Annotated in this window: 19 protein-coding genes; 1 reads left to right on the plus strand and 18 read right to left on the minus strand. The window is 57.6% G+C overall.

Going from position 1 to position 20,338, the window contains the following annotated elements; translation table 11 throughout:
- Positions 1-37 precede the first annotated feature (37 nt).
- The 16 genes from K2F33_RS30100 to K2F33_RS30175 all read right to left on the minus strand — a co-directional run bounded on the left by K2F33_RS30100 (position 38) and on the right by K2F33_RS30175 (position 15,624).
- A complete protein-coding gene (locus K2F33_RS30100; protein ID WP_263880355.1) occupies positions 38-1,291 on the minus strand; it encodes a C40 family peptidase in 1,254 nt (417 codons plus the stop codon).
- Positions 1,291-2,391: a mandelate racemase/muconate lactonizing enzyme family protein gene (locus K2F33_RS30105; RefSeq protein WP_263880356.1), complete on the minus strand. Its 1,101-nt coding sequence runs from the start codon at positions 2,389-2,391 to the stop codon at positions 1,291-1,293. The genes K2F33_RS30100 and K2F33_RS30105 overlap by 1 nt, the downstream gene beginning before the upstream one ends.
- Before the next feature lie 16 nt (positions 2,392-2,407).
- Positions 2,408-3,382 (minus strand): S66 peptidase family protein, encoded by a 975-nt coding sequence (locus tag K2F33_RS30110; protein ID WP_263882481.1) that lies wholly within the window; start codon positions 3,380-3,382, stop codon positions 2,408-2,410.
- A gap of 17 nt (positions 3,383-3,399) precedes the next feature.
- Positions 3,400-5,043, minus strand: coding sequence for a peptide ABC transporter substrate-binding protein (locus K2F33_RS30115; RefSeq protein WP_263880357.1), 1,644 nt, complete (start codon positions 5,041-5,043; stop codon positions 3,400-3,402).
- 174 nt (positions 5,044-5,217) lie between these two features.
- Positions 5,218-6,258, minus strand: coding sequence for an ABC transporter ATP-binding protein (locus K2F33_RS30120; protein ID WP_076168743.1), 1,041 nt, complete (start codon positions 6,256-6,258; stop codon positions 5,218-5,220).
- Between the two features lie 6 nt (positions 6,259-6,264).
- Complete coding sequence (locus tag K2F33_RS30125) at positions 6,265-7,185, minus strand: ABC transporter permease (protein WP_263880358.1); 921 nt, start codon at positions 7,183-7,185, stop codon at positions 6,265-6,267.
- 3 nt (positions 7,186-7,188) lie between these two features.
- Entirely contained in the window at positions 7,189-8,121 is a 933-nt protein-coding gene (locus K2F33_RS30130) for an ABC transporter permease (RefSeq protein WP_076168749.1), read from the minus strand.
- Positions 8,122-8,221: 100 nt separating this feature from the next.
- Positions 8,222-9,046, minus strand: a complete 825-nt coding sequence (locus K2F33_RS30135) for a M55 family metallopeptidase (RefSeq protein ID WP_263880359.1) — start codon at positions 9,044-9,046, stop codon at positions 8,222-8,224.
- Positions 9,047-9,242: 196 nt separating this feature from the next.
- Positions 9,243-9,581 (minus strand): DUF3870 domain-containing protein, encoded by a 339-nt coding sequence (locus tag K2F33_RS30140; RefSeq protein ID WP_145157466.1) that lies wholly within the window; start codon positions 9,579-9,581, stop codon positions 9,243-9,245.
- 193 nt (positions 9,582-9,774) lie between these two features.
- The gene (locus K2F33_RS30145; protein ID WP_263880360.1) at positions 9,775-10,308 is read right to left on the minus strand and encodes a DUF6220 domain-containing protein; all 534 of its coding nucleotides are present in this window, start codon (positions 10,306-10,308) and stop codon (positions 9,775-9,777) included.
- A 16-nt stretch (positions 10,309-10,324) separates the two neighbouring features.
- Positions 10,325-10,849 (minus strand): DUF2269 family protein, encoded by a 525-nt coding sequence (locus K2F33_RS30150; RefSeq protein WP_263880361.1) that lies wholly within the window; start codon positions 10,847-10,849, stop codon positions 10,325-10,327.
- Between the two features lie 173 nt (positions 10,850-11,022).
- Entirely contained in the window at positions 11,023-11,715 is a 693-nt protein-coding gene (locus tag K2F33_RS30155; protein ID WP_089546368.1) for a response regulator transcription factor, read from the minus strand.
- Entirely contained in the window at positions 11,712-13,175 is a 1,464-nt protein-coding gene (locus K2F33_RS30160; protein WP_263880362.1) for a sensor histidine kinase, read from the minus strand. The genes K2F33_RS30155 and K2F33_RS30160 overlap by 4 nt, the downstream gene beginning before the upstream one ends.
- Positions 13,176-13,187: 12 nt before the next feature.
- Complete coding sequence (locus K2F33_RS30165; protein WP_263880363.1) at positions 13,188-13,931, minus strand: ABC transporter permease; 744 nt, start codon at positions 13,929-13,931, stop codon at positions 13,188-13,190.
- Complete coding sequence (locus K2F33_RS30170) at positions 13,900-14,658, minus strand: ABC transporter ATP-binding protein (RefSeq protein WP_212983090.1); 759 nt, start codon at positions 14,656-14,658, stop codon at positions 13,900-13,902. The genes K2F33_RS30165 and K2F33_RS30170 overlap by 32 nt, the downstream gene beginning before the upstream one ends.
- Positions 14,659-14,721: 63 nt before the next feature.
- A complete protein-coding gene (locus tag K2F33_RS30175; protein WP_263880364.1) occupies positions 14,722-15,624 on the minus strand; it encodes a hypothetical protein in 903 nt (300 codons plus the stop codon).
- 301 nt (positions 15,625-15,925) lie between these two features.
- Here K2F33_RS30175 and K2F33_RS30180 point away from each other — a divergent pair, with 301 nt between their 5' ends.
- Positions 15,926-16,855, plus strand: a complete 930-nt coding sequence (locus K2F33_RS30180) for a carbohydrate deacetylase (RefSeq protein ID WP_263880365.1) — start codon at positions 15,926-15,928, stop codon at positions 16,853-16,855.
- 103 nt (positions 16,856-16,958) lie between these two features.
- On the opposite strand, the gene K2F33_RS30185 is transcribed toward K2F33_RS30180, so the two are convergent.
- The gene (locus K2F33_RS30185; protein WP_263880366.1) at positions 16,959-19,298 is read right to left on the minus strand and encodes a X2-like carbohydrate binding domain-containing protein; all 2,340 of its coding nucleotides are present in this window, start codon (positions 19,296-19,298) and stop codon (positions 16,959-16,961) included.
- A 91-nt stretch (positions 19,299-19,389) separates the two neighbouring features.
- The gene (locus K2F33_RS30190; RefSeq protein ID WP_263880367.1) at positions 19,390-20,292 is read right to left on the minus strand and encodes an AraC family transcriptional regulator; all 903 of its coding nucleotides are present in this window, start codon (positions 20,290-20,292) and stop codon (positions 19,390-19,392) included.
- Between the last annotated feature and the right edge of the window lie 46 nt (positions 20,293-20,338).

The raw sequence follows: 20,338 nt of genomic DNA on the forward strand, positions 1-20,338 counted from the left end.
CGAGTTGAATGCGATGCCCGGGCAAAGCCTTGCCTCGTTACGTCCAATAACGTCGGGAGACGCAGTGCTCGTCAGCAAGCTTATACCCTTTCAGCGGAATCAGCTCCACCGAGCTGGCCGAATCCGGCGAATGGATCATGTGCCCGTCCCCGGCGTAGATGCCGACATGATGGACGCGTCCCTTGCCCTGCTCATAGGCAAAGAACAGCAGATCCCCCGGCTGCAGCTCCTCCGGCGGGATGCTGGCTCCGTGCAGCGCCTGGACAGAGGCGTCCCTTGGGATGACGATGCCGCAGGCGAGATGCATGGAGTGGGCAAACCCTGAGCAGTCGTAGCCCCAGGCCGACATGCCTCCCCACAAGTAAGGCAGTCCCAGAAAGCGCTTGGCCTGCGCCACGATGGCCTTGCCCCTATTCTGTTGATCCGCACGAGAGCCCGGGTATTCCCCTGGCTCAGCCACCACCTGTACGTCTGCCCGTCTGATCCGGGCAAGACCGTGCGGGGTCTGCACGACGACAAAAGCATCCCCACGATAATCTGCACCTGCCCCAACGCCATCTCTCGGAACACTCCCTGCTTGGGGAAAAGCTCCAGCAGCGGGTCCCGCTACCGTTTCGGCTTGTAAACCCTTTACGGCTTGAACTCCATCGCCGGGTTCTACTTCAGGCACCGTCCCCCGCTCCTCCTCGGTCGCCAGCGGCAGCCTTGTCAGGAAGCTGATACGCAGCTTCGCCGATGAGGACAACAGCTCCAAGTCCGTCGTAGGTGCCGTCACGATCGCAGAAGCTGGAGCAGCAGCGGCGCCGGGAACGTTTCCGCCGCTGTCCAGCAGCCGATGCGCTTTCTCCTCACTCAATGGCAGCAGCTGCTCCGTCGGAATCCAGCCGGGATATCCGTTCTCATCCTTGGGCGAGATCTGGCCCGGGATGGCGACCCGGCTCCATCCGTCCTGCTCCTCATAGACGAGGACGGGCGTGCCGTACAGCGCCTGGGTCTGCACGCGGTTGGCCGCGCACAGTTCGAGCTTATCCGGTATCGTCATGGCGGCGAGCCATGGCTCGATGCCGCTCCCCCGCGCAATCGCCGGATCGGTTTCCATCTCCAACGGGTTCCCTGAATCAGATGGATCCGTGGCCTCCCGTTTGCCACTCCCAGGTTCGCTAGGGGCGAACCCGGCCAGAGCCGGCGCGTCCAGCGCCCGCGGAGAGGACGGGCTGGTCCAGACGGTGGCTACCGGAACGCTGACCACCCGCCATGCCGGGAATACGGCCTGATCGTCTCGATCCGCCATCACCATACCCCCACTTCGTCCGTCGTGCGTACGTCGGTTATGCCCAGACCCGGCGCATCCGAGAAGGTCATCACCCGGCCGTCGTACATGACGCCGCCGACGACATCATCCTGGTGCAGCATCAGCGGCGCGTCGAAGTCGTAGCGGGTGACGTTCTTTTTGCTCGCGGCGAAATGGGCAGCGGCGGTCACCGCCAATCGGGATTCGATCATGCTGCCCACCATGCACTCGACGCCGTATTCTTCAGCCAGCTGGTTGATCAGCTGCGCCTTGTAAATGCCGCCCGCCTTCATCAGCTTGATGTTGATCAGGTCGGCCGCGTGCCGCTGCAGCACCTCCAGCGCCTGCACCGGAGAAAAGACGCTTTCGTCGGCCATAATCAGGGTGTCCACCGCGGCGGTCACCTGCTGCAGCCCGTAAATATCCCCGGCCCGGACCGGCTGCTCCACCAGTTCGATGTTCAGCCCCATGTCCTCCATCTTCCGGATGGAGCGGATCGCCTCCTTGGCCTGCCAACCCTGGTTGGCGTCCAGGCGGATCTTGACGTCGCTGCCGATGCGCTGCCGGATTTCCCGGATGCGGCGGATGTCATGCTCGATGTCATCCTTGCCGACCTTGATCTTCAGTACGGTAAATCCCGCCTGAACGTATTGGGCCGCATCTTCTCCCATTTCCTCGGGCGAGTTGACGCTGACCGTAAAGTCCGTTTCGATCCGGTCGCGGTACCCGCCGAGAAATTGGTACAGCGGCATACGCCCGTGCTGGGCCACCAAGTCATAAACGGCCATGTCGATGGCCGCTTTGGCACTGGTACAGCCGACCATGGCCTGGTGGACCGACTGCAGGATCTGCTCGTAGGCGAGCAGGCTTTGCCCGATCAGCAGCGGCTTGAATGTATGCTCGATGGCCGACTGGATCGCCTCAAGGCTGTCGCCTGTGATAACGACGGTAGCCGGCGCCTCGCCCCAGCCCACTTTTCCGTCGTCGGCCGTCATTTTCACCACAATCGATTCGGCTTGATGAACCGTGCGCAGCGCCGTCTTGAACGGTTTGGTCAGCGGCGTGTACTTGCGCAGCACTTCGATATCATGTATTCGCATTTGCCGGTTGCCTCCTCTATATAATGGCTGACTCCAGCGCTTCCACCTTTTTGTCAGCCGTGCTCAGCTCGGCTTCCATCCCGTGCGGAACCGCGACGTTGGGCGAGCCGTGCCCGATCCCGAAGCCCATCAGGGAAGGTCTGCCCGCTTCGGTCACATAATGCCGGATGACCTCCTCTAAGGTAAAGGAGACCGGGCGCTTGACCGGCTCGCAATCGCGGAAGTCGCCCACCAGGATACCGGCCGCCTGCTCCAGCTTGCCCGCCATCCGCAGCTGGTTCAGCATACGGTCGATCCGGTACGGCTCCTCCCCGATATCCTCGATAAACAGGAGGCAGCCCCGGGTATCGATCTCAAACGGCGTACCGAGCGTACTCGTCAGCAAAGTCAGGTTGCCTCCGACGAGCGGGCCCTTGGCTTTGCCTTCCACCAAGGTATGCAGCGGGGTGATGTCCTCGGTGTAGCGGAGCGGCTCGGGCCGGACCAGCTGGGCGAAGCTCTGCCGGGTCAACGGGTGAACATCCTTGTCTCCCAGGCAAATCATCATCGGCCCATGCACCGTGATCAATCCGGTCATCTTCCAGATGGCGGCATGCAGGAAGGTGATGTCGCTGTACCCCCACAAAATTTTGGGATGCCGGCGGATTTGATCGTAATCGAGCTTCTCCGCAATCCTGGCGGTGCCATAGCCTCCACGGGCGCAAACGATGGCCTGAATGCCGGGATCCGCAAACATGGCGTTCAGCTCCGCGGCCCGCTCGGCGTCGGTTCCGGCGAGGTAGCCGTGGCCGCGGTTCAGCGAATCGCCAAACCGGACCTTCAGGCCAAGCTCTTCGAACACTTCGGCCGAACGGCGGATCGCCTCCGCGTCCCCGCGGCTCGCCGGGGCGGTGATGCCCACCGTGTCCCCCGGCTTCAACCGGGCCGGCCGGATCGGCCTTCTCCCGGCACCGGCCTGCGCCCCTTCTATGCCCGAATCGGCAGCATGCATGAACGGTCTCAGCCTTCTCATTTCAGATCAGCCCACTTAAAGTCCATGTAGCCGTATGGATGGCGTACCACGTCGACGAGCTTGTCACTTTGCAGATAAGCGGAATCATAGAAATACATCGGCATGATCGGCGCCTCGTCCATCAGGATTTTTTCGGCCTGGTGCATCAGGTCATAGCGCTTCGTCTCGTCCGTCTCTTGGTAAGCGGCCTGGATCAGCTTGTCGTATTCGGCATTGCTCCAGCCCGTACGGTTGTTCGGACTTTTGCTTTCGAAAATATCCAGGAAGTTGATCGGATCGGCGAAATCCGGCAGCCAGGACGACCGGGAAAACTGCAGCTGAAGCTGCTTCTGTTCCGCGGTGAGGACTTTGCCTTCTTTGCCCGCGAGCTTGACGTCGACACCCAGGTTTTCCTTGAACATGGCCTGCAGCGTTTCGGCGATTTTCTGATGTAAATCGTTTGTATTGTAAGTCAGCGTCACTTCGGGAAGCGTGCTGTATCCCGCTTCTTTCATGCCTTCCTCAAGCAGGCTCTTGGCCTGCGCTGCGTCAAATGTAATCAGGTCGCCGCCCACCTCGCGGAAATCACGTCCGTCCGGCTCCTTGAGTCCGTAGGATACGAAACCCCCGGCCGGTTTTTGCTTCTGCTTGACCACCAGGTCCACGATTTTCTGACGGTCCACCGCGAGCGCAAAGGCTTTGCGGATTTTGGCGTTGTCAAACGGCTTCATGGTCGTATTGAAGCGGTAAAAATACGTACCTGCCGAATCCTGAACGTTCACCTTGCCTTCCGAGAACAGCTGGTCGCTCATATCGGCGGGAACGCCCGCAATGTGCAGCTCGCCGCTTTGGTACAGCTGGTATTCCGTGTTGGAATCGTTGATCATTTTGAACGTGACGCCGTCCAGTTTCACGTTCGCCGCATCCCAATATTTATCGTTTTTCACCATTTTCAGCTCGGAATCGTGATTCCACTGGGAGATGCGGAACGGGCCGTTGCTGACGAACGTATCGGCCTCCGCCGTCCAGTTCGGATTGGACTCCACAGTCTTTTGCGGCACCGGGAAGAAGGCCGGATTCGCCAGCATGCTCAGCAGCCAGGGGGCCGGCTGGGCCAGCGTCACTTCCAGCGTCTTGTCGTCAGCGGCTTTGACCTGCACGTCGTCCGCCGTCCCTTTGCCGGAGTTAAAAGCCTCCGCTCCTTTAAACACATAGGCCAGCGTCGCGGCAGAAGACGCCGTTTTCGGATCGAGCATTCTTTTCCAGGCAAACTCGAAGTCACTCGCCTTTACCGGCTCGCCATTGCTCCACTTTACGCCGTCGCGCAGCGTGAACGTGTATTTGAGTCCGTCTTCGGATACCTTCCACTCGGAAGCCACAGCCGGCTCCGGAGACTGGTCCTTGCCGAGACGCGTCATGCCCTCCATCGCATTGTTCAAAATGTCATAGGAAACCTGGTCGAAGCCGATCGGCGGATCGAGCGAAGTGGGCTCGCGAACGTTGTTGTACAGGAGGATTTTACTTCCGGTATCTCCTCCACCACCGCTTGCTCCTTCGGTTCCGCCGCCGCATGCGGCCAGCAGCAGACTGAGCAGCATGCACGTCAGCAGCGCCAGTATTAACCTTATTTTCACAGACTTGTTCACGACAGCCTTTTCCATGAGACCCTCTCCCTTAATCCCGAATTGGTTGGTTGCTGCAAATACAAGCTATTCCGTTATTCATGAGCTTGCGCTATTCAAGACGCTGATCTATGGTCAAGTCCCAAGGCTTGCAGAGCAAACCTGAAGCAGGATCCTGTTCCCGCAAAATGATAAAACTGTGCTCTTCATGCCTTATCCCTGGCTGGCCGATGCGGTTTCAACCTGCGCCGGCCCTTGCGGCGGCATCGTTCTGGCCCGGGCGTCCTGCAGCCAGCAAGCTACGGTGTGCTCTCCGTCCAGCTTCACGCTGTCCGGCGGGAACAGGCCGCATACCTCCATCGCGTGAGGACACCGGGCGGCAAACGCACATCCCTTCGGAGGTGCGAACAGGTCCGGCGGGGTGCCCGGGATCGCGTCGAGCTTCGCCCCTCTTGGCCGGTCCAGGCGCGGGATGGAATCGAGCAGCCCCCGCGTATACGGATGCTGCGGATTCCGGAACAGCTCCTTGACCGGTGCGGATTCCACAACCTGCCCCGCATACATGACATTGACGCGGTCGGCGATGCTGGCGACGACGCCGAGGTCGTGCGTAATCATGATCAGCGAAGCCTGGGTCGTGCGCTGCAGCATGCGGAACAGATCCAGGATTTGCGCCTGGATCGTGACGTCCAGCGCGGTGGTCGGTTCGTCCGCGATCAGGACGGCGGGACTGCAGATCGCCGCCATCGCAATCATGATCCGCTGCCTCATGCCCCCGCTGAACTGATGCAGGTGCTGCTTCAGCCGAAGCTCCGGGTCGCGGATGCCCACAAACTGCAGCATCTCGACTGCCCGCTTCCTCGCCTCCGTCCGGGACAGCCGCTGGTGGCGGATGACGCCCTCCATCAGCTGCTCCCCGATCGTCATTGTCGGATTCAGCGCGGTCATCGCGTCCTGAAAAATGATCGCGATGTCCGAGCCGCGCACGTCACGCATCTGCTTTTCGCTCAAACGCGTCAGCTCGCGTCCGTTAAAACGGATGCTGCCCTCCGTAATTTTCGAGTTGTTCTTGGGCAGGAGCCGCATGATGCTGCGGGCGGTGACGCTTTTGCCGCAGCCGGATTCGCCGACGATCGCCAGCGTCTCTCCCCGGTGCAGGCGGAGGCTGACGCCCCTGACGGCCTTCACCTCCCCGCCGTAGGTGGAGAACGAAACATGCAAATTGTCCACTTCGAGCAGCGCGTCGTTGTTCATCTTCCGTTACCTCCTTTGCTTCGGATTAAAGGCGTTCAAGAGTCCATCTCCCAACAGGTTGAAGGCGAGCATCGTCACCGAAATGAAAAAGGCCGGGAAGAACAGCCGCCACCAGTTGCCGGACAGAATGGTCGGCAGGGCATCGTTGGCCATCGTTCCCCAGCTCGCCAGCGGCGGCTGGATGCCGAGACCGAGGAAGCTGAGGAAGGCTTCGGCGAAAATGGCCGAAGGCACGGAAAACGTCACCTGCACGATGATGACCCCGACGGCGTTGGGAAGCATATGCCTGCGGATGATGTACCACGACCCGGCTCCCAAGGTCCGGGCGGCCAGGACGTACTCCGACGATTTCAGCTGAAGCACCTGCCCGCGGACGATCCGCGCCATCCCGATCCACCCCGTTGCCGTCAATGCCAATATAATGGTCAGCAGCCCGGGGCCCATTACGACCATGAGCAGAATGACCACAAGCAAATAAGGAATGCCGTACAGCATATCGACGAAACGCATCATCGCGTTATCGACGCGCCCGCCGAAATATCCGGCGATGCCGCCGTAAATGATACCAATGAAAAAATCGATCAAGGCGGCGGCCAAACCGACCGTAAGCGAGATGCGCGAACCGTACAAAATCCGGGCGAAGACGTCCCGCCCAAGGTCATCCGTTCCGAACAACCAGTGCGCGCCGGACGGAGGTTGGTTCGCGCTGAGCAGATTCTGGCCGGAGTAGCTCTGATCCGTCAGCAGCGGGCCGAACACGGCCAGCAGTGCCAGCAGCACGATCAGGGCGAGTCCGCAGCAGGCCAGCTTGTTGCGGAGCAAACTGCGGACGGCCTGCTGCCATAACGACAGGCGCGGCCTGACGATCCGCTCCTGTTCTCCGGCCGTTCTGTACATTGGGGTAAACAAATGGTCCGGTACCTGCATGCGTCAGGCCCCCTTTCTATGCAGCTTGATACGGGGATCGATGAACCCGTACACGATATCCACAATAAACATCATGAAGATGAGGAGTGCGCTGTAAAAGACCGTCGTGCCCATGATGACGGCGTAATCCCGATTGTTGATGCCGTCCACGAAGTATTTTCCCATGCCGGGGATCGCGAATATTTTTTCGATGACGAAGCTCCCCGTCAGCACGTTGGCCAGCAGCGCGCCGAGCAGCGTCACCACGGGCAGCACTGCATTGCGCAGCGCATGCTTGACGATCATCCTTGCCGGCGACAGCCCTTTGGAGCGGGCCGTCTCCATATAGTCCTGGGTCAGCACCTCAATCAGATTGGCCCGGGTCAGGCGCGCGATCGTGGCGATGGGCCCAACCGAGAGAGCGAAGGCCGGAAGCACGACATGCTTCCACGTTCCCCACGAAGCGACCGGCAGCAGCCCCCATTTGACGGCGACATATTTGATCAGGAGCGGAGCGATAACGAAGCTTGGCACCGCGATACCGATGACGGCCAGCACCATGGCGATATAGTCGATGATGCCGTTCTGCTTCAGGGCGGCCACCGTACCTAATGCTATTCCGGCTGCAATCGCCAGCAGAATGGCTGCCGCGCCGAGCTGGAAGGATACCGGGAAGCCGCGGTCGATCATCGTGTTCACCGTTGTCGGGTAATGGGATATCGATGGCCCGAGATCGAAGGTCAGCAGCGATTTGAGATACAGCAAATACTGGACGCCCAGCGGCTTGTCCAGATGGTAGAACGACATCATGTTCTGCACGACCGCTGCGCTTGCTTCCTTCCCGTCGCGGTCAAACGGAGAGCCGGGAATCGAGTGCATCAGGAAAAAGGTGACTGTGACGATCAGCCACAGCGTGACCAGCATGGATAAGAAACGCTTCAAAATGTATTGCGCCATGAATCTCACCCTCTCTTTACTCGGCATATGGTGCATTCTTTCAGGCCCATCTACCTCGGATAAACCTGACAGCGTATTTTCGGAAAACAGGCGGCCTTCATCAGCAGAAGGATGTTCGCATAGCCAGTTCAGTCATGACCAGCATAGCCTGGTACGCTTCAAGAATATCTTTGGCCTGGAACGAGACGACAGGCGATCCCTGTTCGATCGTGGTGCCTGGCATCAGATGGGCCCATTCCGCCTGCCCGTAATTCGCGAATTCGATCGTCAGCTGCGGGCGTTCCGGCGGAACGAGCGGCTTGACGCGGTCGCGCCCGGCAATCGCTTCAGCCATCTTCTGGCGGAGCAGCCGTCCGCTCTTCTCCGGTGACAGGCACAGCGCCGACGTGCGGGAAATACGCTCCTTGACGATCGCCGTCGTCACGCCGGGCAGCAGACTTTCGGCCTCGATAGCCGTCTCGTCGTCACCGGCCACCATCAGTACCGGCACGCCGTAATGTCCCGCCACGTAAGCGTTAAATCCCAATTCGCCTACGGAGACGTCGTTGATATACATGTTCCGGACGCCGAAAATCATCGTATGGCTGAGGACGCCCCTCCGGGCAGCCATCGCGTGATAGCCGAGAAAGACGGCTCCCGCATAACTTCCGTCAAGCCCCTGCATCATCGAAAACGGTTTGACGTCGCCGGAAATCAGTTTGCTGTCCGGGTGGAGATTTTCGATGATCAGATTGTTCATTTTCGAGTGGCTGTCGTTGACGATCACCTCGCTGAACCCTTCTTCAAAAGCGGTTTCGATGACGTGATTCGCCTCTGCCGTCATGATATGCTGGCCCCGGGTGTAGTTGTAGCGGCTGGAATCGACGAATGTCGCGTCCACCAGACCGGTAATGCCCTCCATATCAATGGATATGTACAATTTCATCTTCAAGTCCCTCCGATTGTCGTATTTGGGTATAAAAAAACCCGGCAAACGTCATATGCCTGCGCTGCCCGGGCGTGCATATGTCATTTGCTGGGTTTTATTTACGCGTATGTCGCCATACTGATAAACAAAGCAGCGGTATGCAATTAGTGAAACACGGAAAACACGGCTTCAAATCGTTCCGAATCGCTGCTGCTCATGAATCCGGCGAAGTTTCCCTCGACGAAAGCGCCAATTTATACTTCTTCTGCGCATCCTTGAACGCCACGATGATCGCCTTCTGCGAAGAGCCGTAATACCTCGTCCGGATCTCTTCCGCCACCGGCTCCAGGGAGAGCATGCTCTTCCCCAGAAAAATAGAGCGTACAAACTGCGACGTGAGTGGAATCGTGGAGGAACAGGCGGCATCCACGATTTTGTGGCTGACGGTGTCCACGACCAGTCCGATAAAAAAGGCGCTGTACTGCTGGGTTATCGGATTATTCACCGAGGTTTGTGCATCGCCGACGATGTAGATCGTGTCCTTATCGTACAATTGACGCATCCCCTGTCTCCTCGCTTCTCCTGCTGAACCCATAGGGATGTTCGATGGGCGGCATCGGACGACCTATAAGCCGCAAGGACAAGCTGATTTGTTATTTATTCTAACAAGGGATTCGCGATTTTGTAAATACAAAGTTCATGCAAGCGCTTAATATTTTTCGACACGTCAGAAAACATCACATATACTAATCTTTCATATCTCCGGATCCCGACGCATTGGCCTTCCCAGCGCGGTTCGTACCCAGCAGCCAAGGCCAGGAACGTCTAGCCATATGGACCGACAATCCGAACAGCAGCAGCGCATCCACCGCATGAAGTGCACGCAGCGAACCTGTCACATTTTGAATGGTGATGTGCTGCAGCGCAGTCAAGGCGAACAGCGCGAGCGGCCACCATCTTAGACCACCCCGGATATCCCCCAAGAAGGACAGGACAAACATTACAATAGGAACGAACTCAAAAACGTTCGCAAAGACGCGATGCAGCTGCAAATCGCCGGGATCCACCAAAATGCCGAGGCCGGCTAAAAACACCTGCACAACAACACAGGCGAGGTAACCCGCCGCCAACAATCCGTAGATCCAACTTACGGTTCGGATCCGGACCGGCATCGTTGCAGCTCCTGCATCACCGGAGTTAAACTGCCGCCCAGGCTCCGATTTCGTACCGAATCCTCCTTTTACTTCATTTTTCCCCTGCTTTTCGTTCCTGCCACCCATTCCTTACCGCTCCCTTTCATCTTTTAACATGGAGTCTTGCTTTGTCCCGCCGTGCTCCCCACGGTTTGAATACCGAAATGATAAATAACCCTGCCAGCGAAACGATCTGCAGAATGATCCCGGTCCACAGCTGTACGTTGTTCACCGTAAATTCCGGGCTGAGGATACCCTGCATTCCCGGCTCGGAGACGTATTGGACCGCTTGCAGCGTCCAGTAATACATGCCGACGGGCCCGAGAATGACCAGAAGCAGCGTCAGGATTTCCTTGACGATGATCCAGTAATATTTGAACAATCCCCACGGCGTCCAGACCGACAGCATGATGCCGGTTACGAGCGTTGCGATCGTGGACACGCGCATCGTCTTTTCGGACAGCATATGCATGATGCTGTAGCATGCACGAAATACGCCCTCATCCTCTGTGACGGCTGCCGTAATGCTCAAGAACAAGAAAATAACAGCCGTGCCCAGCATAACGGCAGAAAACAGCAAGTGCAGGGTCAGCAGCCATTTCCGCTGCTTCACCGTCATTTTTTTCATCCGATTCACCTCCTTCTTCAGCATAGATCCCGATTCTAAACCGGCTCTAAACCGAATCTAAAAAAAGTATAAAAACACGCTCGGGCCTCCAAGCTCCGAAAACGCAAAAAGGCCTTTACCGACAGTAAAGGCCTTCCCAAAAACGTTTATTAGGATCAAATGCGTATCTTCATCTATACATTAAAGCGGTAACCCACACCCCAGATCGTCTCGATATATTGCGGCTTGGAGGGGTTCGCTTCGATTTTCTCCCTTAATTTGCTGATATACACGGTGACGGTGGCGTTATCCCCCAAAGCATCGAGTCCCCAAATTCGTTCGAACAGGTCGTCCTTGCTGAACACCCGGTTCGGGTGCGTGCACAGGAACAGCAGCAGATCATACTCTTTGGAGGTCAGCAGCACCTCCTGTTCGTTCACGAACACCTTGCGGGACAGCTGGTCAATCCGGATTCCCCGCAGCCGCAGCTCGCTCTTCGGCTCCCGCCGATGCTCCGACGTCAGCCGGTCATAGCGGGACAGATGCGCTTTGACGCGTGCTACAAGCTCGCCTACGCTGAAGGGCTTCGTAATATAATCGTCAGCACCGAGGCCGAGTCCCCGGATTTTATCGATGTCCTCCTTGCGGGCGGTCACCATCAGGATCGGAATGTTCCTCGCCTCGCGGACCTGGCGGCAGATTTCGAATCCGTCCACCTTCGGCAGCATCAAATCGAGGATGATCAAATCGTACTCCTCTTCCAGCGCCTTCTTCAGGCCGGCATCCCCGCTTGCCGCGACGTCGACGGCATATCCGCCCGCCTCCAAATAATCCTTTTCCACTTCCGCAATGACCAGTTCATCCTCAATAATCAAAATGCGCTTCACGCCCGCTCACCGCCATCTCCTGTCATCTTTGGCAACGCAAAATAAATGCTCGTTCCTTCACCGGTACGGCTCTCCGCCCAGACTTTACCTCCCATGCCCTCGATCATTTGCTTAACGATCGCAAGCCCGAGGCCGCTCCCGCCGGTATCCGTATTTCGTGACGGCTCGGCGCGGTAGAACCGGTCGAAAATATGCGGCAGTGCCGCTTCTTCAATCCCGGAGCCGTTATCCTTGATCCGGATCACAGCCTCATCCGGCCCGTCGCTCAGGTATACGGACAGTTCCTTGTCCGCCTTATCCAAATACTTCAGGCTGTTGTCGATAATATTCATGATCACTCTCCGCAGCTTCTCCCGGTCCGCCATCACCTGGACGCGCTCCCTATCAGGCAGTTCACACGCGATCTTCACGCCGGACATCCGGGGATCGAGCTGCAGCTCCTGAACACAGTCCGCTACATATCCCTTCAGATCGGTCGGCTCCATATGAAAAGGCAGCTTCTTCAAATCCAGCTTCGAGAACAGCAGCAGTTCTTCAATCAGCCGGTCCATATCCTCCGTCTTTTTCGCGATCATCCCCATATACTTATCCCGCATCGCGTCGGTATCGGCAATCCCGTCCTGAAGGCCCTCCACGCAAGCCTTGATGCCGGTAATCGGCGTCTTGAGATCATGGGAAATGCTCGCGATCAGCTCCTTGCGGTTATCCTCGTACTGCAGCTGAAGGCGGATCGATTCGCTCAGGCGGCTCCGCATTTCTTCAAATGCCTCCCCCAGCTCCCCGATCTCATCCTTGCGCTTCAGCGCGATTTCGTGGCTCAGATCCCCGTCCTTGATCTGCTCTGCGGCATGCTTTAATGCATACAGCGGCTTGATCAGGCTCCGGGAAACCAGAAAGGTCAGAATTCCGTTGGTTAACCCGATGACCAGAAGCAGGGATAGTATCATCAGCGGGAATAACTTTTTGGCTTCCGCAAAAAATGTGCTCATATCCGTCAAGACGTAGACCGCCCCCGTATGCTGGCCGCTGAACGCGACATCGAATTTCTCCACGGAGAACCGGCCGCTTCCTTTCGCTCCCCAGCGGTGCCAGGACATCGCCGGCTGCCACTTCTGGATTTCCTTCTCCACATCGACGCCGCGGAGCAGATCCGAGGCATACGTGATCCGGCCGTCTTCCGTTACGACGATCCCCGCATCCAATCGGGTCAGCTGTTCGTCCGCTTTGGCTACGAAGGAGGGATCGGTGAACCGATCGGGTTCGGTCTGGATCATAAACTTGAGGCCGGCGGCCATTTCGCCGCGAAGGCTTGCCTTTTCCCAGATGGCAGGGGTGCCGCGGCCTTCCCCGATGTTTTTGAACAATACAGTATACAGCCCTCCGGCAATCACAGCGAACAGGACGACCGGGATGAAGGTCATCGCAATATAAGAAAGCAAAAGTCTTGTTTTGATGGACATGGGCCAATCTCCTTAGAGCTGTTTTCTCGCGAACATCATGAGTCCCGCCGCATAAGCCATTATAATATAAGACAGCAGCAGGAGAAACGTATTGAGCAGTGTACCCGCTGGCGCTCCGCTGCCGGTCCACAGCACATCCCAGCGTGTGTAGGAAAAGACAGACCAGACAGACAGCTGCGGCAGCAGCAAAGGCAGCGCTTTGGCCGCGGCATAGATCAGCACGATGGTCATTAAGGCGCTGGTTCCGGACGAAAACAGCTGCGCAATAAATACGCACACCAGGCCGATGGCCATCATTGGCACTAAGGAAGCGGCGTACGCCTTTAGGCTGTCCGCCATGCCGCCTGCCAGTCCCCCGACCGCCCACGCCGATACGGTTGAGGCGATCCAGAGCACGACAAGGCATAGAGCAGCAAACACCGCGATAGCAATCACTTTAGACGCGTACGCCCGGGCACGCGTAACGGGCCGCAGCAGAACCAGCTTCATCGTGCGGGCCGCCACCTCCCCGGCAAACGAGTGGGCCGCCGCAGCCGCCATGTAGAGCGGAATGATCGCAAAGGTGAACAAGTGAAGCATGGCCACCGGGAGGCTCCCCTCCAGTCCAAACAGCATGCCTGCCCTCATCTTCAGAAGGCTGGACAGCAGCACGGTAGCGACTGGCAGGATCAGAGCCAACAGCAGGAATCCCTTCGTCCGGCGCTGCCGCCAGAGCTTCTCCGTTTCATTCAGCAGATTGGCGTATAAGCTGTGCATCGCGCTCCCCCTCCTTGGACTCCAGCAATTTAAAAGTGACGTATTGTTCCAGCGACAGGCCTGCCCCGTTCCATTCGTCATCCCTTCCCAGGCTGATCAGACGACCCTCACGCATCACGCCGACGCGATCCGCGATCAAGCTCAGATCGTGGATCAAGTGGCTGGAAATGAGGAAGGTGATTCCTTGGTCTGCCAGCTGCCGGACCGTGCTGCGAAAATCGGCCATCCCTTCGATATCCAGCCCGTTCGTCGGTTCGTCGAGCAGCACCAGCCGCGGAGCGGACAGCAGCGCCGAAGCCAGCCCCAGCCGCTGCTTCATTCCCAGCGAAAAGCCGCGCACCCGTTCATTGCGGTATGGCTTGAGACCGACCTTCTCCAATACTTCGTCAATCCGGCTTGCCGGCAGATCCTTGTAAAACCGTGCCGACAGCTTCAAATTATCGCGGGCGCTCATGTATTCATAAGCTTCCGGGGTCTCAATGATACACCCCGTATGGCTGACGGCCTGTTCAAAACGCTCCGCGATATCATGCCCCATGATCCGGACGTTTCCCCGATCCGGTTGGATTAAGCCCGTGATGATTTTGAGCACCGTCGTCTTACCCGCGCCGTTGGGCCCGATGAATCCGAATACTTCGCCTTCCGAGGCGGTAAATGACACATCCTTAACCCCCCGGTGGTTACGGAATAGCTTGGTGATTCCCTCCACTTCAAGTACGCTGTTCATGCGTTCAATCCCTCCTTCTAAAAAAGGGCGGCCGGACCTTCTCCTGTCCGGCCGCCTTCCTGCTTAGTGACGATTCCAGCCGTTTCGTTCCCATCGGTTATCGACCTTCTCGGTCTGTTTACCCGCGAGATCGACCCGGTCGGGCGTCGTTGCGTCATACCCCGAGAAGCCGGCGTTCAGCTGGAAGGTAAGCTCATGCGCTGCTCCTGCCGCATCCTTCCCCGTAACCCGGATTTCCGCCGATTGGTTTTCCAAGGCAGCGTTTTTGCCGATTTTGGCATCCAGATCGACCTGCTCCACCTTGATCTCATCCGTCAGCTTCGGCAGACTCACCTTCCATTCCGAATGTCCGGCCGGCAGATGTCCCTGAACCGCCGCACCGTGATTCCAGCCATCCGCGCTGCCGGCCTTGGAAGCGATGAGTGAGCCTACAGCATTCACCACGGCCGGAATCTGGCTGCCCGATAAATGGAGCTCCGCCTCCTTCGTACCGTCGCTGCCCGTCTCCACTGTCGCCAAATCCTTGATGTTCCCCATCAGCGCTTCCATTACCTGCTCCGCGGCTTGCGGCATTTGGGCCGCTTTACCGTCATGCTGCCACTCTGGCGCCTGGTCCATCACCCGATATACTTCCGAATCACTGCTCTTTAGAATCATCTTGCCGTCCTGTCTGTATGTCTGCATCGTATGTGTCCGTGTACCGTCGTCTACCACCGCCGTCATGCTCATCGCCTGCTTGGCGTGATTGACCTTCATGTCCGCCGCACCGGACAGCACCTTCTTACCGTTATCGCTCAAACTCCATACGACATGGGAAGCCATGCTGTCAGCGCCCTTCGTATGCGTAAACGCTGATTTGTAAGCTTCATATCCGGATGTGTTCGCCATGACGGAATACCCGCTTGCGAACAGCATAACCGCGCCCAGCCCGACAACCGCTCCTGCCGACAACCATTTTTTTCTCATTATATCCTCCATTGTTTCGTGAATTAGAAAGCCCGGGTCCCGGGATGGCAGCTGCCGTCCGCCTTCGGAGCGGACTCGCCCTGGCCCTCTAATCACCATCTTATCCCCCATCTCTAAAACGCCACTAAACCAAATCTAAAAAAAGTATAAAAATGCGCCCGGTCACCGCTGTCCTGGCACGATGCGGGAAAACCTTCCCGGCCGGGCGTCCGTACGTTTCCAAACGCCTGCGTACCGCATTAAGCTGTATCATCGGTTATTTATGGCCAGATTCTATGAACGATGGAGGGAGTTCGCTGCGATGAACCGGCAAGTCATTATCAATGCCGACGATTTTGGCCTGTCACCTGCCGTGAACCGCGGCATTATTGAGGCATACCGGGCCGGTGGAATCACCAGCACCTCGATGATGGTCAATATGCCCGGTTTGGCGGACGCTGTGCATGCAGCACGCTCGCTGCCCGGTCTCGGCGTCGGGCTGCATTTTAACCTGACATATGGACGGCCCTTGTCGGACCCGGCTGCCGTCCCTTCGCTAGTGAGAGAGAACGGGGTATTTCTTGATGGTAAAATCAGACGCAGCCGGAATGCCGCCGATGTTGCCGCCGAGCTGGATGCCCAGTGGAACCGGTTCCTGGAGACCTCCCTGTTCCCCACACACCTGGATTCACATCAGCTGCTGCATCAGGACGACCCTGTGATCTACCGAGTGATGGCTGAGCTGGCGTGCAGGCACCGGATCCCGCTCCGGAGATCGCAGATTGAACATCCTCTTTCCCCGTCTGCTCTGAAAATGACAGACTGGGTCCTTCTGGACACCTATGGCGACAGCGAAGGCCTGCAGCGGCTGCTGCGCTATATCCGCTCTGCTCCGGATGGGATGACCGAGATTATGTGCCATCCCGGTTACGTGGATGACGTGCTGCGCGGCTTGTCCGAATGGACTGAGATCCGGGAGCGCGAGCTTCGGGTATTTACCAATCCCGAAATTGCTTGGACGATGCAAGCATGTTCCATTGAACCGGTGAACTTTAACGCCGTCAGGGAGCGCCCCGTTTTATCCGATGACGGAGTTTCATCCGCAGCCCCGCTTAAAAAAACCACCGTCCCGCGAAGCTCTTTAGCGAAAAGGAGATCGCGCTCGCCGATCACGCAAACCGGCAGGCACGCAAACCATAAGCGCCGGCGCAGACGTTCCGTAACCCCCTCCGGGAAGCCTTCCCTGCCGTAACATGCCGAAAGCCCTCCGTGTGGAGGGCTTTCCATCGCGCGATAAACTTCAGCGCCTTCGCAAAAGGATTCAGCAGTTCATTCCTGCATTCTCTTGGAACGACTCACTGCTGCGGGTGGACGTCCACCGTCACAAACGCGTCGTTGCCTGCGCTGAAGGCCAGCCGGAGCGGCTGCGGCCCGTCGGGAAGCTGCGACAGATATGCCTTTTGCAGCACAAGGACAGACCCTTCAAGTGTGTAATCCGTTTCTTTACGTAACTTCCCGGATTCATCCTGGACCGATACCAGCCGGTTGCCGTTCAGGCTTATCTGAAATTCAGCCTGGTCTCCGCCCTGGACGTAAGCCACGGTCGCTGCCGATACAGCTGACTGCGTCGGCGGCAGGCCGGATGCCTGAAGCCCCATTTCGCCAAATGGAATGCCTTTAAGCTCCGGAATCCGGCTGAGCGTCTCGGCATTCTGCTTCAGCTGCAGGCCGCCTGCCGTTCCGTCCACCGGAACCAGTTCGGTCAGCTTGCCGACTGAGATGTTGTTCTCAAATGTCCCCAGTGCCATGTTCTGCTCGACCTCTCCCGTGATCGGCCCGCTGCCCACAAAAACATTATTCCGCACCACGTTCCGCTTCGGAAGGAGCGGCTCGTCGTTCAAGATGTCCGGGAGCGTCGGGTAGCGTTTGCTCCAGATCTCGCCTTGATAAGGGATCTGATCGAACTTGCCCATCAACGAGTCGTAATTCTTTTCTCCCGGCTTATAGTTCCGTGCCATAAATGCAATCACATTTCCGGCATGGATGACAAGGTTGTTTTCGACGACGTTTTCCCGTCCATTGGCCAGCTTGAACGCCTGCTTGCCGATATCGGTGATGACGTTGCCGCGCATTTCCACACCGCTCATATAGTCGTCCAGATAAATAGCCGCGGTGGAGACCCGCAGATTGCTGGCCTTGATGTCGTGGATGTAATTGTAATTGATGGCATTGCCGCGCCATACGAAGCTTCTGCCCGAGTAAATGGCTGAGGCGTCGGCTGTTTCCTTGACCACATCGTAAATCTCGTTGTACGCGATCGTATGGTCGTTCCCCCGGAACTGAATGGCAAAATGGGGAGCATTATGCATCTTGTTATGCGTCACGCGGTTGCCGACTCCGTTGATTTCCACGGCCGAGGCGTACGTCAATTTGATCCGCGCATAGTTGCTGATGTCGTTGTTGTCCGCATAATTCCCGGCAGCCGTCAACGTTGCGGCATCTCCCCCGTTCAGGATCACACCCCCGTTCCCCATGCTGTAAATGCTGCAGCCGGATACGCCGTTGTTTTGTCCGCCGTCGATTTTGACCGCATAGCCGCCCATTTTGCTGATCTCCATATTGGAGATGAGGTTGCTGCCGCCGCCGGTCATCGTGATCGCGTTGCCCCGGCTTACTTCCAGGGCCATCCCTCTTAACGTCACGTTCGATACGTGATCCATCCGAATCATGTCCTGCGTGAAAGCGGATAGCTGGATTGTGATGCTATTCAGTGGGGCCGGAGGATACAGGTACAGCATGCCGTTCTCCCGGTTCAAATACCATTCGCCCGGCCGGTCGAGCTCTTCGAGGACGTTGTAGAAATAAAAACGCTGTCCGGCTTTCATCGCATAGCTGCTGCCCTTGAACGTTTCGATCCGCTTCTGCGCCTGGTCGATCGACTTGATCTGAAGGTCGTTGGTGAACCAGTCATTCCCCCAATACCCAAGCATCCAGGCATCCCGGAACGACTGCCAGGCATGCGGCATCTCATCCTTGAACGTAAAGGTGTAGCCCTTGCCGGCCGCTTCGTCCGCTTTGTCCACGACCTGATCGACTGTAGTGAAACCTGCGTTCGGCCACCGCGCCAGCGTCATGGCATTGCCGTTCACCCATAATTCCGGGGCGACGGCGAGGTTGTTCCCCAGCTCACCGTAGTCCGTAATGCCAAGGGACTTCAGGTCCAGCTGGACGATTTTGCCCCGGCCCTCCTGCGGAATTCTGCCCAGCACCTCAGGATCGGATACCGGGCGAAACTCCGACGGATTCAGCGTATCTCCGCCGACGAGGCTCACCTTCTCGCCATTGTAGGCCTGGTACGTAATCGGACCATCCTTCGTCCCCGAATCCTGCTCGTTCAGCTCGAATGTCCGGCTGAGACGGTATTCGCCGCCGCGGATCAGGACAGAAGCCCCGCCTGCGGGGAGCGTGTGATTCCGGATCATTCCGCGGATGACATCCCTGGCTTTTTCCAATGTTGCAAAAGGCTTCTGCTTCGATCCGTCATTGGCATCGCTGCCATTTTGGGCCACATACAGCATGGCCGGATGCTTCGCAGGAGCAGGGGCAGCTGCCGTATGTACCGAGGGAACAGACAAGCCGCTGCCGAACATCACGCCAATCGCCATCATCATTTTCAAGCCGGCGACCATTCTCATGAACTCCACCTCACATTTGCCCGGATTCCGCCGGTTGCCGGCGGTTCTCCTCATCATACAGCGCTTACAAGAGGGGCCGAAAGGGATTAGCCTAACCTGAATTGTTCTCAAACAAACAACTTGGTTCGAGCATAGGCTGTGCTTCAGGCATGAGGTTGGCATGGCCGTTCATCAGCAGATTCCGGTATTCGGAAGGGGAAGCGCCGTACTTTTTTTTGAAGGCCGCGGAAAAGTGGGACAAATCCTTAAAGCCGCTCTGGCCGGCGATTTCGGTAATCGCCAAATCCGGCGTCTCCAGCAGCTGCTGCGCATGCTCCAGCCTTCGCTCCTGAATATAACGCATCGGCGTCATGCCGAGATGCCTTTTGAACATCCGGATAAAATAGTTGGGGTGGAAATGCGCCTGCCGGGACAGCTCTTCGATCGTAAGATCCCCGGACAGATGCAGGTCGATAAAATGGAGCGTCTCCATCAGTTCCTTGGGTGAGACGGAAGCGTATTTCGCCCGTTGAAACCGCAGGGCCCGTTCGATAAAAAAGGCGATGATCGACAGCAGCGCGGATTGAATCCGGAGCGGTCCGGCGGGACCAGGATTCGCCCGGTGCTCTACCAGTTCTTGAAATCGGCTGCTCAGGTCGGCGGAATCCCCTGCCCAAACGGCATGCGGAAGGCCGTACAAATGGAACAAACGCCTCAAAGGGACATTGGAGCGAAAATGGCACCAATATTTCGTATACGGCGGTCCGGCGGTCACGGAATACGATTGTTCCAATCCGCCCGGGATCAGCACCAGCTCCCCCGGCTTGGGCCGAAGCTGCTTGCGGCCGACCTGAAGCCACCCTTCCCCGTCGCATATGTAATACAGCTTGTCGTACGTTGGGGTAAACCGGAGCCGCTGCCAACCGGCATGGCAGACGGACCTCTTGGCAAGGAGCAGCTGAACGCGCAGCTGGGCCAGCTGCCGGCTCATGAATTGCTGGTGAATCGGATCCATGCTCATCCCCCTTCATCCGTAGGTTTAAGGTTCGTTTAATAGCATA

It is taken from the genome of Paenibacillus sp. PSB04 (genome assembly GCF_025809195.1).
Classification (GTDB): Bacteria; Bacillota; Bacilli; order Paenibacillales; family Paenibacillaceae; genus Paenibacillus_AQ; species Paenibacillus_AQ favisporus.

What these genes read in the sequence shown, in the direction of transcription:
- K2F33_RS30100 (WP_263880355.1), bottom strand. Translation starts at nt 1,291, where the DNA reads ATGGCGGATCGAGACGATCAGGCCGTATTCCCGGCATGGCGGGTGGTC.
- K2F33_RS30105 (WP_263880356.1), bottom strand. Translation starts at nt 2,391, where the DNA reads ATGCGAATACATGATATCGAAGTGCTGCGCAAGTACACGCCGCTGACC.
- K2F33_RS30110 (WP_263882481.1), bottom strand. Translation starts at nt 3,382, where the DNA reads ATGCATGCTGCCGATTCGGGCATAGAAGGGGCGCAGGCCGGTGCCGGG.
- K2F33_RS30115 (WP_263880357.1), bottom strand. Translation starts at nt 5,043, where the DNA reads ATGGAAAAGGCTGTCGTGAACAAGTCTGTGAAAATAAGGTTAATACTG.
- K2F33_RS30120 (WP_076168743.1), bottom strand. Translation starts at nt 6,258, where the DNA reads ATGAACAACGACGCGCTGCTCGAAGTGGACAATTTGCATGTTTCGTTC.
- K2F33_RS30125 (WP_263880358.1), bottom strand. Translation starts at nt 7,185, where the DNA reads ATGCAGGTACCGGACCATTTGTTTACCCCAATGTACAGAACGGCCGGA.
- K2F33_RS30130 (WP_076168749.1), bottom strand. Translation starts at nt 8,121, where the DNA reads ATGGCGCAATACATTTTGAAGCGTTTCTTATCCATGCTGGTCACGCTG.
- K2F33_RS30135 (WP_263880359.1), bottom strand. Translation starts at nt 9,046, where the DNA reads ATGAAATTGTACATATCCATTGATATGGAGGGCATTACCGGTCTGGTG.
- K2F33_RS30145 (WP_263880360.1), bottom strand. Translation starts at nt 10,308, where the DNA reads ATGGGTGGCAGGAACGAAAAGCAGGGGAAAAATGAAGTAAAAGGAGGA.
- K2F33_RS30150 (WP_263880361.1), bottom strand. Translation starts at nt 10,849, where the DNA reads ATGAAAAAAATGACGGTGAAGCAGCGGAAATGGCTGCTGACCCTGCAC.
- K2F33_RS30160 (WP_263880362.1), bottom strand. Translation starts at nt 13,175, where the DNA reads ATGTCCATCAAAACAAGACTTTTGCTTTCTTATATTGCGATGACCTTC.
- K2F33_RS30165 (WP_263880363.1), bottom strand. Translation starts at nt 13,931, where the DNA reads ATGCACAGCTTATACGCCAATCTGCTGAATGAAACGGAGAAGCTCTGG.
- K2F33_RS30170 (WP_212983090.1), bottom strand. Translation starts at nt 14,658, where the DNA reads ATGAACAGCGTACTTGAAGTGGAGGGAATCACCAAGCTATTCCGTAAC.
- K2F33_RS30175 (WP_263880364.1), bottom strand. Translation starts at nt 15,624, where the DNA reads ATGAGAAAAAAATGGTTGTCGGCAGGAGCGGTTGTCGGGCTGGGCGCG.
- K2F33_RS30180 (WP_263880365.1), top strand. Translation starts at nt 15,926, where the DNA reads ATGAACCGGCAAGTCATTATCAATGCCGACGATTTTGGCCTGTCACCT.
- K2F33_RS30185 (WP_263880366.1), bottom strand. Translation starts at nt 19,298, where the DNA reads ATGAGAATGGTCGCCGGCTTGAAAATGATGATGGCGATTGGCGTGATG.
- K2F33_RS30190 (WP_263880367.1), bottom strand. Translation starts at nt 20,292, where the DNA reads ATGGATCCGATTCACCAGCAATTCATGAGCCGGCAGCTGGCCCAGCTG.